11 protein-coding genes are annotated in these 12030 nt (G+C 56.5%); 5 read left to right on the top strand and 6 right to left on the bottom strand.

The genetic code is table 11. The annotated features are described in order from the left end of the window. The first annotated feature begins 178 nt into the window (after positions 1-178). From LT42_RS12060 to LT42_RS12045, 4 genes are read left to right on the top strand one after another with little or no spacing between them, the layout of a single operon-like run. On the top strand, positions 179-892 hold the full coding sequence (locus LT42_RS12060) for an ABC transporter permease (protein WP_037012654.1): 714 nt from the start codon (positions 179-181) through the stop codon (positions 890-892). Positions 893-920: 28 nt separating this feature from the next. Continuing rightward, positions 921-1901, top strand: a complete 981-nt coding sequence (locus LT42_RS12055; RefSeq protein WP_081955354.1) for a glycine betaine ABC transporter substrate-binding protein — start codon at positions 921-923, stop codon at positions 1899-1901. Further along, entirely contained in the window at positions 1898-2551 is a 654-nt protein-coding gene (locus tag LT42_RS12050; RefSeq protein WP_037012653.1) for an ABC transporter permease, read from the top strand. The genes LT42_RS12055 and LT42_RS12050 overlap by 4 nt, the downstream gene beginning before the upstream one ends. An 11-nt stretch (positions 2552-2562) precedes the next feature. Beyond that, positions 2563-3732 (top strand): osmoprotectant ABC transporter ATP-binding protein OsmV, encoded by a 1170-nt coding sequence (locus LT42_RS12045; protein ID WP_037013288.1) that lies wholly within the window; start codon positions 2563-2565, stop codon positions 3730-3732. 285 nt (positions 3733-4017) lie between these two features. On the opposite strand, the gene LT42_RS12040 is transcribed toward LT42_RS12045, so the two are convergent. Beyond that, entirely contained in the window at positions 4018-5175 is a 1158-nt protein-coding gene (locus LT42_RS12040; protein WP_037012651.1) for a DUF3472 domain-containing protein, read from the bottom strand. A gap of 622 nt (positions 5176-5797) precedes the next feature. On the opposite strand from LT42_RS12040, the gene LT42_RS12035 reads away from it, so the two are divergent. Next, entirely contained in the window at positions 5798-6961 is a 1164-nt protein-coding gene (locus LT42_RS12035; protein ID WP_037012650.1) for a type III PLP-dependent enzyme, read from the top strand. A 64-nt stretch (positions 6962-7025) separates the two neighbouring features. On the opposite strand, the gene LT42_RS12030 is transcribed toward LT42_RS12035, so the two are convergent. The 5 genes from LT42_RS12030 to LT42_RS12010 form a co-directional block, all read right to left on the bottom strand. Continuing rightward, positions 7026-7832 carry a hypothetical protein gene (locus LT42_RS12030; protein WP_037012649.1) on the bottom strand — a complete coding sequence of 269 codons (807 nt, stop codon included), beginning with the start codon at positions 7830-7832 and terminating at the stop codon, positions 7026-7028. A gap of 105 nt (positions 7833-7937) precedes the next feature. After that, positions 7938-8936, bottom strand: a complete 999-nt coding sequence (locus tag LT42_RS12025; protein ID WP_037012648.1) for an alpha-xenorhabdolysin family binary toxin subunit B — start codon at positions 8934-8936, stop codon at positions 7938-7940. Continuing rightward, a complete protein-coding gene (locus LT42_RS12020) occupies positions 8933-10126 on the bottom strand; it encodes an alpha-xenorhabdolysin family binary toxin subunit A (protein ID WP_037012646.1) in 1194 nt (397 codons plus the stop codon). The genes LT42_RS12025 and LT42_RS12020 overlap by 4 nt, the downstream gene beginning before the upstream one ends. Before the next feature lie 221 nt (positions 10127-10347). Next, complete coding sequence (locus tag LT42_RS12015) at positions 10348-11190, bottom strand: tetratricopeptide repeat protein (RefSeq protein WP_052075234.1); 843 nt, start codon at positions 11188-11190, stop codon at positions 10348-10350. 3 nt (positions 11191-11193) lie between these two features. Continuing rightward, positions 11194-11874 carry a Fe2+-dependent dioxygenase gene (locus LT42_RS12010; RefSeq protein WP_037012644.1) on the bottom strand — a complete coding sequence of 227 codons (681 nt, stop codon included), beginning with the start codon at positions 11872-11874 and terminating at the stop codon, positions 11194-11196. Positions 11875-12030 lie beyond the last annotated feature (156 nt).

Genomic DNA, 12030 nt, shown 5'->3' with positions numbered 1-12030 from the left:
CGCCAAGGGTTGAAAAATCAGCAAGTTAGCTTGACGAAGCTGCGCTCATGGCTTGTGTTTTCGCCGAGGTTAAAGCCTCTCTGGCGACCCACCCGCTGCTCTTCGCGAACGTTCGCGTGCTGCCTGCAACGGCCAGCTCCACGCCAGACGTTCGCCGACTGAAATAAGGAGTCCGCCTGTGGCTAATCGCTATGGCAAGGGGCTATTGGGAGGTGTAATTGTCATTGCACTCCTGGCCCTGCTGGTCCAATGGATCGGCATCAGTACCATCAAGCAATATCAGGACGATCTGCTGTTTTATCTGCAAGCCCACGTGGTGCTTGTGCTGGCTTCGATGCTGGCGGCACTGGTGGTCGGGATTCCCACCGGCATTGTCCTGAGCCGACCGAACATGGTTGGCCGCGCCGAACGCTTCATGCAGATCTTCAACATCGGTAACACCGTTCCCCCTCTCGCCGTGCTGGCCATCGCTCTGGGTATTCTGGGCATCGGCAGCGGTCCGGCGATCTTCGCTTTGTTCCTCGCTTCGTTGTTGCCCATCGTGCGCAACACCTACGAAGGCCTGAAAAACGTTCAGGGTTCCCTCAAAGAAGCCGCCCGCGGCATTGGCATGACACCCCGTCAGGTGCTGTGGCGTGTCGAACTGCCGAACGCCGTGCCGATCATCATCGGCGGTGTACGTGTGGCACTGGCGATCAACGTCGGGACCGCGCCGTTGGCCTTTCTGATTGGCGCGAACAGCCTTGGCAGCCTGATTTTCCCCGGTATTGCTCTGAACAATCAGCCGCAACTGGTGCTGGGCGCTGCGTGTACTGCGTTGCTGGCGCTGCTGCTTGATGGCGCCGTAACCCTGGCAAGCCGTCTCTGGCTGGAACGCGGCCTGGCTCGATAATTCGAGCCCCGCCGAGAAAGGAATTGCTATGAAGAAGTTATGCACATTGATCATGGGCGTCGGGCTGTTGCTGTCCGGTTTTGCCCAAGCCGCAGATGCACCCGCCGAAGCACCCGCCGAAGCGCCCGTCTTGCGCATTGGCGCGCGAGTGTTCACCGAGCAGACCATGCTGGCCGAGTTGACTGCGCAATACCTGCGCGACAAGGGCTATCAGGTTCAAATCACCGGCGGCCTGGGCAGTAACCTGGCGCGTAGCGCTCAGGAAAGCGGCCAGCTTGATTTATTGTGGGAATACACCGGCGTGTCTCTGGTGGCCTACAACCACGTCGACGAGAAACTCGACAGCGAACAGACCTATCAACGCGTCAAGGAACTGGACATCAAGAAGGGGCTGGTCTGGTTGTCCCCCTCCAAGTTCAACAACACCTACGCGCTGGCACTGCCGGACAAGATTGCCCAGCAGTATCCACAGATCAACACCATGTCTGACCTGACCACGGTGCTCAAGGCCGAGGCCGACAAGGGCCACATCGTTGCGCTGGACACCGAGTTCGCCAACCGTTCCGACGGGCTGGTCGGCATGGTCAAGCATTACGGCATGAACCTGGGCCGTGAAAACACCCGTCAGATGGACGCCGGGCTGGTCTACACCGCACTGCGCAACGGGCAGGTTTTTGCGGGCCTCGTTTACACCACCGATGGCCGTCTGAACGCTTTCAAACTCAAAGTGCTGGAGGACGACAAGCACTACTTCCCGGATTACACCGCAGCGCCCGTGATTCGCAAGGAATACCTGGACAAGCATCCGCAACTGGCCGACCTGCTCAAGCCACTCGCCGCGCTGCTGGATAACCAGACCATGCGTACGCTGAATGCGCGCATCGACGTCGACCATGAAAGTCCTACCGTGGTCGCGGCTGAGTTCCTGCGCGAGCATCCGATCAATCCTTCCGCCGAGAGCGTGCCGGTCGCACCGGCACCGGCGGCAAAACAGGAGGAGAAACCATGAGTTTCCTCAGCGCTTTCTCCCATCTGGACTGGAATCAGGTCATGCACCTGACCCTGCAGCACATCACTCTGGTGGGCATCGCCGTGACCCTGGCGATCCTCGTCGGCGTGCCCTTGGGCGTGCTGATGACGCGCTTCCCGACGCTTGCCGGGCCGTTGCAGGCCAGCGCAACGGTGCTGCTGACCATCCCGTCAATTGCTCTGTTTGGCTTGTTGCTGCCGTTCTACTCCAAGTTTGGTCAGGGCCTCGGTCCATTGCCCGCGATCACAGCCGTGTTTCTCTATTCACTGCTGCCAATCATGCGCAACACCTACCTGGCGCTGACCGGTGTCGAGCCCGGCATTCGTGAAGCCGCCAAAGGCATCGGCATGACCTTCGGCCAGCGCCTGCGCATGGTTGAACTGCCCATTGCCGTACCGGTGATCCTCGCCGGCGTACGCACCGCCGTGGTCATGAACATCGGTGTCATGACCATTGCCGCCACCATTGGTGCGGGCGGTCTTGGCGTACTCATCCTCGCTTCCATCAGCCGCAGCGACATGTCGATGCTGATCGTCGGCGCCGTACTGGTCAGCATTCTGGCCATCTTAGCCGACCTGCTTCTGCAATGGCTGCAACGCTCGCTGACTCCAAAAGGACTCCTGAAATGATCGCCAAGCAAATGATTGAACTGCAAAACCTCACCAAAACCTTCCAGAGCAATGGCAAGGAAGTGAAGGCCGTCGATTCAGTGAGCCTGACCGTCAATGAAGGCGAGATCTGCGTGTTCCTCGGTCCATCGGGTTGCGGCAAGAGCACCACCCTGAAGATGATCAACCGGCTGATCATGCCCACCTCGGGGAAGGTGCTGATCAACGGCGAGGACACGACCGGTCTGGACGAAGTCACCCTGCGCCGCAACATCGGTTACGTGATTCAGCAGATCGGTCTGTTCCCGAACATGACCATCGAAGAAAACATCGTCGTCGTGCCCAAACTGTTGGGCTGGGATAAGCAGAAGTGCCACGACCGCGCCCGCGAACTGATGAGCATGATCAAGCTGGAGCCCAAGCAGTATCTGCACCGCTACCCGCGCGAATTGTCGGGCGGACAGCAACAGCGGATCGGCGTGATTCGCGCGCTGGCTGCCGACGCTCCCTTGCTGCTGATGGACGAGCCGTTCGGCGCGGTTGACCCGATCAACCGCGAGATGATCCAGAACGAGTTTTTCGAGATGCAGCGTGCGCTGAACAAGACCGTGATCATGGTCAGCCACGACATCGACGAAGCCATCAAGCTGGGCGACAAGATCGCCATCTTCCGCGCTGGCAAGCTGCTGCAGATCGACCACCCGGACACATTGCTCGCGCATCCGGCGGACGATTTCGTCAGCAACTTCGTCGGCCAGGACAGCACGCTCAAGCGCCTGCTGCTGGTCAAGGCCGAAGATGCAGCGGACAACGCGCCGTCTGTCAGCCCTGAAACCCCGGTGGCAGATGCCCTGGAAATCATGGACGAAAACGACCGTCGCTACGTCGTGGTCACCGACGCCGAGAACAAAGCCATGGGCTACGTCCGCCGCCGCGACCTGCACCGTCAGGCCGGGACGTGCGACCAGTACCTGCGCCCGTTCAACGCCACCGCCGCCTACGACGAGCACTTGCGCATCCTGCTGTCGCGGATGTACGAGTTCAACCGCTCATGGCTGCCGGTGCTGGACGCCGAGAATGTGTTCTTGGGCGAAGTGACGCAGGAATCGATTGCGGCGTACCTGAGTTCCGGCCAGTCGCGCGGGATGAAGACCAGCATTGTTTCGCCGGCGGATCTGGTGGAACAGGCTGCGTCTAACTGAGGTGTATGGCTTGGGTACTTTGGTGCCCGGTCCGACGTTGACGGTGACGACGCGGAGTCGTCACTGCCGACATGTCAGGTTGCGACGGGTCTGACGATATGAGGATCAACATTAAGGTGCTCGCCGGTGACGTCATTTTTGTAAAGCGGTGTGAGGGAATTCTCTTGCAGGTGGCTTTCGTGGTCAGTCCATGACAGGCCGCTGCGGGTGGCGACGTCCTGTCATGCAGGGGATGGCTATCGGTTCAATAAACGACGCACAAACTTCAGCACCCATGCCTGCACCCTACGGCAGAGTTTGCAGGAGCCCTGTAAGGGTTGTTCCGACCCGGAATGTCGTGTCACGCGGAACAGAGGTTTTGTTGAAGATATCCGTGACAGTCATTGTGACCCTGTAATCTCCGGGGAGTAACCCAGCCGTTGCAAAGATGGAAGAGCGGGTATGAGGGCGCGCTTCAGCATCGGACGCGACGAGCTCATTTCCAGAGATAGAGCGGATTTCTATTGAGTAGCTCAACTGTGGTGGCGTCGCTTCGTCATTCTTCCAAGCCACGATTACGTTTTTAGTCCCCGACTGCGGAACGACGTCTACCGATAAAAGGGCCGCCGTGGACATCGCCGGTTTCGGTTTAGGATCAAACTGGTTGGGCTGCAATCGGATCGTGCTTGCGGTGTTGCCAAAACTGCCACCCGCAATAAGCATCATGTTGGCGTTTCCATCATCCTCGCCGTCACCCACCAGCGCGGCATTCCACGTATCAGGGTCGCCTCCGGCAGCTGCTACGTAATAAGCGGGTCTTTGCCATGAACCGTTCTTGCTCATCCGGAAGTGCTGGCCGTAATAGCCGTGGTAGCCCAGCGCGTCGCCACTGAAACGCTCCAGAAAGCCCGTGCAAGTCGTTCCCGTGATGGGAATATCAGGACCAGGAACGGAAGCAGACATGTAGTGCGTCCATTTCTTGTCACTGTAGGAGTACATGAACATGCCCATGCGCGTCACCGATTCGCCGGGTATGAACCACCGTCGAATCACGATGGCGTACCACTGATCCACGCTCCATGGCATAGGGTGAGAGGTATGCAGCCCAGTGCCTTCTCCGCCGAAGTGGCTGGAATGCAAGCCTGTAATGCCATAGTCCAGACGCACCTCGGCTTCAGCCGGATCGGAGGCGAGGTCCCATATGGAACAGATATTGTTGTACGTGAAAATCTGGCCTCCTATGAGTTTATCGTTTTGATGCTGTATGCCTGCGTATCCCCCGCGTTCACCGAAATAGAAATTACAGCCTGACCAATAAATATGGATCTTGTCACCGGCCTCGGGAACGTACTGTTCGACGTAGAGAAGTTCTGCCTCGTTTTCCGCAAAGTAGGAGGTTATCGACGGACCGGAAGTCGGTACGTCGGCTCGATTAGCCTGATGGTTGATCGGTGGCATTTCCATGGGGTGCATCCTCTCGTCATGAGGCGCCAGTATTGAGCATTTGCCATCGTTTGAAACCTGTCAGAAATGACAGGTACAGCCCGCTGGGATGGCGCGCCTCGGCGAGCGGAATCGAGTACGCCGCGACCGTGTTTTTTTCGGGAGGGTGAACATCACCCTGTCACATCGGTCGGTTACTACGGGTTGATTGAACGCGCGTGGATTCCCGTCTGGCAAAAACGGGCAGAATCGCGACATTTTTAGTTGATCTCCGGCCCCTCAGGTCCTACAGTTCGCGCCGAACGTCCATGCTGGAAACGATCCATCCGGCTCAAGTACTGACGACGAGACAGCAAGGCCAAGGCATGCACCTGGCCTGATCGTTTCAGAGCGTAGCGAGCGCAGGCAAGACAAGGCGGAACAAGGCGAGGAAGCGGAGTCTGCTGGTTGTAAATGAGCATTCCGAGCCTTGTTCCAACGCAGTATTGCCAAGCGCAGCAGCTCTGAAACGATCAGGATGGCCTTTTTGCTTTCGGCGAGCAGCCTTGGGAAGTAGGCGAACCAAAGTGGGGATACGGAGGACGTTCACGAGCCGCGCGCTCACACCCATTGTTTTTTACCGTTTGCCAACAGGAGTCCCCGCATGTCGATCCAGGTCGAAGATTATTTCGAGAAAAGCACCTTCGAGAAAATGAAGGCGTTTGCCGACAAGCAAGAAACCCCGTTTGTGGTCATCGACACCGCGATGATCAGCAAGGCCTACGATGACCTGCGCGCAGGCTTCGAATTCGCCAGCATTTATTACGCCGTCAAGGCCAACCCAGCGGTCGAAATCATTGATCTGCTGAAAGAGAAAGGTTCGAGCTTCGACATCGCCTCGATCTACGAGCTGGATAAAGTGATGGACCGCGGCGTCAACCCGGACCGCATCAGCTACGGCAACACCATCAAGAAATCCCGGGACATCCGTTACTTCTACGAGAAGGGCGTGCGTCTTTTCTCCACCGACTCCGAAGCTGACCTGCGCAACATCGCCAAGGCCGCGCCGGGCTCGAAAGTCTACGTGCGTATCCTAACCGAAGGCTCGACCACGGCCGACTGGCCGCTGTCGCGCAAATTCGGTTGCCAGACCGACATGGCCATGGATTTGCTGATTCTTGCCCGTGAACTGGGCCTGGTGCCCTACGGCATCTCGTTCCACGTGGGCTCGCAGCAACGCGACATCAGCGTCTGGGACGCGGCAATTGCCAAGGTCAAAGTGATCTTCGAGCGTCTTAAAGAAGAAGACGGCATCGTCCTCAAGCTGATCAACATGGGCGGCGGCTTCCCGGCCAACTACATTACCCGCACCAACAGCCTGGAAACGTACGCTGAAGAAATCATTCGCTATCTCAAGGAAGACTTCGGTGATGACCTGCCGGAGATCATTCTGGAGCCGGGCCGTTCGTTGATCGCCAACGCCGGTATTCTGGTCAGCGAAGTGGTGCTGGTGTCGCGTAAATCGCGCACCGCCGTCGAGCGTTGGGTCTACACCGATGTGGGCAAGTTCTCCGGCCTGATCGAAACCATGGATGAAGCCATCAAGTTTCCGATCTGGACCGAGAAGAAAGGCGAAATGGAAGAAGTCGTGATCGCTGGCCCGACCTGCGACAGCGCCGACATCATGTACGAGAACTACAAGTACGGCCTGCCGTTGAACCTGGCCATCGGTGACCGTTTGTACTGGTTGTCCACCGGTGCGTACACCACCAGCTATAGCGCTATCGAGTTCAATGGCTTTCCGCCGCTGAAATCGTTCTATGTTTAATTGTCCGCTGTTCTAAGAAAAACCCGCGAGAAATCGCGGGTTTTTTTATTGCTATTACATTGAATTATGATCGTGAACCCAGCGCCGCGACCTCTTCGCAGTAGCCTTGAGCTACCAGCAGCTGGCGCTTGATCAGCTTCATGTGGGTCGCTAATTTTCGCATTGACCCTGCGTTTTCCACCCCTGTGAGGCGGTGGTTGGCTTCAGAGATCAGGGTGGCAATCCGCTGGATCTGGGCAAGAAAGTTAGCCATGCCGATCATCCCTAGCGCATAGACGCGATCAAGGTCTTTAGCCAGTTCTCCAGCCCTGCCTAACCCGGCGTGATTACGGCCGGTTGCAGCGGGGTCGCGTAGGTAAAAAGACATGAATTGTGCGAGGCGCGGCAGCGTTGTATAGATGCCCTGACGAAGTTCTTCGTAGCCCGGAGTAGCAATTCGGCCTAATTCAGCCTGGAGGTTCAAGATCATTTGATAGTGCCTTAGGACCTGAAGGCAATTCGTCAACGCCCCGGCAGCGTACGAGGGTTCTGGTCCGGGCGGCGCCGCCGCTTGCTCAAGGACAATAGCGCCGCGCCGGATATCCGCAGCAGTGGATGCCTCTGTCAGCCCGACAAGATAATCAGCGAAATGGTTGAGTTCAGCCAACAGTTCGGCAAAGTTCAGATAATAATCAACATTGCTTTTCAAAGCCCAGGATTTGGACTGGCGTGCAGCCTCCCTGAGTTCAGCCATCGGAGTCAGAGCAGGATAGCGCGGATAAACCCCAAGTACCTGGGTAAACTCCCCAGCCGCCTCATCCGCTTTACTCATGTAATCCATGCATGCGTCAACATTATTGAAGTCCTGTTGACTGAGGTAAGTTTCGCTCATGTGTTCTTACCGTGTAAGCATAAAGCAGGTACGGCCGTTGAAGTGACCGTACCTGCAACGCTGGTTCAATATTGACGTGGCTTGATCAGCGGTGACTTCGCTCGGTCAGGTCAGTGCGTTCATGTACCTTGCCAGCTGCTGCGCATCCACGACAAACTGGCCGACGACAGCCTCGTTTTGGGCATCGACCGCTCGGTATGTGGTGACAAAGGACTGTGCGGCAGCGCTGACTTTGGAAAACTCGGCGGTGTAGCGAAGTCGCTGTTCTTCGAAGGTGTGGCTCTGCTTGATCAGCTCTGCTTTCATTTCCACCATTCGCAACTCTGTATTTTTATCTTGGATGCTTTGTGTCAGAACCTCCATCTGCTTGCCAATCACGTTCCTGGCTTCCCTCATACCGTTGTAACTGATGAACGACTCCACTTTTTGCATGGTTTGCTGCGCCAGCTCGATCGCAGTGGTGAGAATCGCCGCTTCAGGGCCTGCCGTTGTCAGGGTCGAGATCGCTTGCGCATTGAGAAGGGTTTCCTTGCCGATCTCAGCGAACCCTTTAGATTCCATGACAGTCATCGCTTGCGTCAGGGTTTCACGTTTCACGCTTAGGGCTTGCTTTCGTTGTTCGATATCGAGCACGTCATCAGGCAAGCGTTGCATATCTACCGCCATCTGAACCAAAAACTTGCCGGTCTCCGTCCGGTCTATAGCGGCGGTCATAGGCGTGTAAGTACTGTCCAGCGTTGACTTCTCTTTGCGCACAGTGCTGAGAATGTCGGAGACCACCTTGGCAATATCCTCCAGAACCTCTTGCCTTTCACTGCCAGGCACCTCTTCAAGCTCCGATTGATAGATCCGCAGCGTCTCGATAAAGGCAGTTATATTCATATCCAAGGATTGAGCAGTTTCAGTAAGTTTGAACTGCGCGGCGGCCATGGCGTTGTCCACGTTGGTTACGCGGGAATGCAATGCTTCCAGATAATCTGTCTTTGCAAATAAGACCTGCACTTCGATCGATGCGCCTCTGGCTTCTTTTCGAGCCTGTTGAAGTATGGCGACATCAATCGTTGGGTACTCAATGTGCGAGGGGAATGCGCTAATGTTATTCATGCTGATTTCCATTCTTCTTGAATTTCACGATCTGCGGCCGCAAATACGTCACGTAATTTTTGAGCGTCAACTTCGATGTTCTTCCAGGGACGGACGACGAGCTTGAATTGATGGCTAAATCTGCGCAGTAACAGCGCGTCGTTGATGTCGTTGATGGCTCGACTGGATTGAGAGATGAACGTGTTCAGGCCGTTCCACATGGTAATGAGGTTCTTCGTCGCGATGTCTGCGTCCAACACGACGATGCCCAGATTTTGAAGATCATTGCGGACTCGGTTAAGTGACCCGAGGATGCTGTTTTTTTTATCCATGGCTTGGATGTCACGTTCTTGCGTCGCGCGTAGGTCGTTACGTTTCGTGCGGACGTCCTCAGCCTTGACGCTGGAGTAGATCATCATAATCAGACCGCCACCCCCAGCGATGCTTGAAATGGCCTCTTTGACCAGGTGGTCGTACTCCTTGTTGCGCCTTTCTATTTCCGCTGCCCGTTCATCAATGGCGGTCTGCAGTGCCTTGACCTCTACGCCGAGCGTGTTTTTATTGATGGCCGACAGCTTGAGGGAGATGGCCGCTCCGACTTTGTTCGGAAGATCAAAACCGAAAGCGTCGAGTCTTTTCTTGATGTTCTGGGCCTCGGCTTCCTGTACGCGCACTTGCTTCAAAATGTCATCCAGATACGCCCCAAGATCTTCACGGTCGACTGGATGGATTTCGGGGAATTTGTGGTCCCATTGGCTTTCGAGTTGCCGTAGTTCCTCTAATGACTTGATGTCGTGCTCCTCGGCAAGCGTCAAGGCTCGAATACCATCCAACACCTCGATAATGCTCTCGCCGTACACCTGCATCAGACCAGCAAACATAACCAGTTGATCGTTCACCGTTAACAAGTCGTTGCGCAACGGATTCCACAGGCTGGCGTGACCATGTATGAGTTCAAATGTTTTTTGGAAATCAACCGCTTCCAGTTCGTGACCGGCGCCTGTTTCATAACCCAGGTAAGTAATAACATCGTTCAGAGCAGTGGGCAGAGCGAGGCCAGCGATTTCGTATTTTCTCAGGTTTTTAATGTCATCTTTGGTCAGGATCAGACCAGTATCCCGAGTGTCGTGGGATGAGTCTGCTGCCGCGCCAATTAGAGCAGCGGGCTCAACTGCGGCGTTGTCCGCAACCTGGAATTCATGTTGGGTCATTATCATTAATCCTTTAATGATGAGTGAAAGTGCAGTGCGTTGTCCTGACAACTTCCTGCTTGCGAAAGTTGTCTGCACCATTGAAGAGTATGCTGCGCTCCGCTGTTCGTCAAAACAGAAAAGTGGTCTGTGTCTGTAGGAAGGTTCCGCTCGTAAAAGTTGTCGGGTGCTCAGGTCTTGAGTTTCCGGGGATTAGCACTCGGGCTGAAATATCAGGTCATTTAATCCCGAGCAGGGTGCTGCTCTTCGGCGATTGACACTGATGTTTCGAGCTGCCTCGTTAGTTGTTGATATTGGGCAACGTCCAGTGAGTCCCCAATCATCGCCGCGCGTTGGTAATATTCCAGCGCCAGTGACCGAATAGCTGGATCAGGCAATGCAAGCAGATGCTCGCGGCTGACCCTTAAGAAGTTCAGGTTGCCCATGCTTAACGCGCGGCGCAGCCACGAAACAGCCTCTTCAATCCTCCCCTTAGTCGCCAGCAAACCTGCGTAACTGAACTGCCCCCGAAAATCCCCACCTTCAGCCGAGCGTCGATACCACTCATGCGCCGCAGGCAAATCCTGCTCGCAGCAAAGGCCTTCTTCCATATGACGGCCCACCAGATTCATTGACTTGGCGTGTCCCAGGTCCGCCGCTTTGCGATAGCACGCCAGGGCGCGCGCCTGATCCTTGTTCACGCCCCGGCCAGTGGCGAGCAGGTTGCCGTAGTTATAGAACCCCCAGTCAAGGCCCGCTTCTGCGGCGAGCCGGTAATGCTCCGCGGCCTTGGCGGCATCCGCTTCACAGCCCCAGCCATGCTCGTAGCAACGGCCTGCCATGTTGTGCGCCATGGCATGGCCGTTGCGCGCGGCAATCTGGAACCACACCAGCGCCAGCGCCGGGTCGCGTTCAATGCCGGTGCCATCCAGCAATATTTGCCCGAGCAGCGCCTGCGCGTCGACGATCTGCGCCTGGGCTGCGATCAGGATTGCTCGGGCGGCGCTCGCCGGGCTGTCTTCAAGCATGGCGCGTAACTGGTCGCCATTGAGCACCTCTTCTTCACGTCGCAGGTTCCAGGTCATGATTCAGACCTCGACCCACTGCCGCAGCAGATTGTGATAGGTGCCGGTGAGCTGAAGCAGCGAGGGGTGATCAGGCACATCGCGGCTCAGTTGCTGGATCGCCGCGTCCATTTCAAACAGCAGCGTGCGGTGCCCATCGTCCCGCACCAGGCTCTGGGTCCAGAAGAACGAGGCGTACCGCGCGCCGCGTGTGACCGGGTTGACTTTGTGCAGGCTGGTGGCCGGATAGAGCAGCAAATCACCCGCTGGCAATTTCACTTGGCGGGTGCCGAAAGTGTCTTGAATCACCAGCTCGCCGCCGTCGTAGTCGTCGGGGTCGCTGAAGAACAGCGTCGATGACAGATCGGTGCGCACCCGTTCGGCGAGGCCTTTAGCCTGCCGCACGGCGTTGTCGATGTGGAAATCAAAACTGCCGCCGCCGGTATAGCAATTGATCAACGGCGGAAAAACCTTGTGCGGCAGGGCGGCGGACATGAACAGCGGGTTCTGCCACAAGCGCTCGAACAGCGCAGCGCCAATTTCCACGGCCAGCGGATGGCCCTCCGGCAGCTGCAGGTTGTGCTTGGCCTTCGCCGACTGGTGGCCGGCGGTGATCTTGCCATCGGCCCATTCGGTTTCCTCCAGCGCCAGTCGGATGCGACGCACCTCCTCAGGTGAAAACAGGCCTGGGATATGTAGGAGCATGATTGGCGATCCGTAGGAAGAGAGGGCGAGCTGGAGAGGGCGAATGGTAGTGATTCTTATTGGCTGTGTAAAACCTCTAGGCGCGCGTGAATGGATCGATGTGAAAAATGAGTAATGGGAAAGTGTAAAGAATGTAAGTTTTCTGCGAATGCGAAA

The sequence above is a fragment of the Pseudomonas lutea genome (assembly GCF_000759445.1).
GTDB lineage: Bacteria > Pseudomonadota > Gammaproteobacteria > Pseudomonadales > Pseudomonadaceae > Aquipseudomonas > Aquipseudomonas lutea.
Note: the sequence above shows the minus strand (reverse complement) of the source record. Positions and strands in the feature narration are given on the sequence as shown.

Excerpts from the sequence above, each read along its gene's own strand:
- LT42_RS12055 (WP_081955354.1), top strand. The coding sequence starts at position 921 with ATGAAGAAGTTATGCACATTGATCATGGGCGTCGGGCTGTTGCTGTCC.
- LT42_RS12050 (WP_037012653.1), top strand. The coding sequence starts at position 1,898 with ATGAGTTTCCTCAGCGCTTTCTCCCATCTGGACTGGAATCAGGTCATG.
- LT42_RS12045 (WP_037013288.1), top strand. The coding sequence starts at position 2,563 with ATGATTGAACTGCAAAACCTCACCAAAACCTTCCAGAGCAATGGCAAG.
- LT42_RS12040 (WP_037012651.1), bottom strand. The coding sequence starts at position 5,175 with ATGGAAATGCCACCGATCAACCATCAGGCTAATCGAGCCGACGTACCG.
- LT42_RS12035 (WP_037012650.1), top strand. The coding sequence starts at position 5,798 with ATGTCGATCCAGGTCGAAGATTATTTCGAGAAAAGCACCTTCGAGAAA.
- LT42_RS12030 (WP_037012649.1), bottom strand. The coding sequence starts at position 7,832 with ATGAGCGAAACTTACCTCAGTCAACAGGACTTCAATAATGTTGACGCA.
- LT42_RS12025 (WP_037012648.1), bottom strand. The coding sequence starts at position 8,936 with ATGAATAACATTAGCGCATTCCCCTCGCACATTGAGTACCCAACGATT.
- LT42_RS12020 (WP_037012646.1), bottom strand. The coding sequence starts at position 10,126 with ATGACCCAACATGAATTCCAGGTTGCGGACAACGCCGCAGTTGAGCCC.
- LT42_RS12015 (WP_052075234.1), bottom strand. The coding sequence starts at position 11,190 with ATGACCTGGAACCTGCGACGTGAAGAAGAGGTGCTCAATGGCGACCAG.
- LT42_RS12010 (WP_037012644.1), bottom strand. The coding sequence starts at position 11,874 with ATGCTCCTACATATCCCAGGCCTGTTTTCACCTGAGGAGGTGCGTCGC.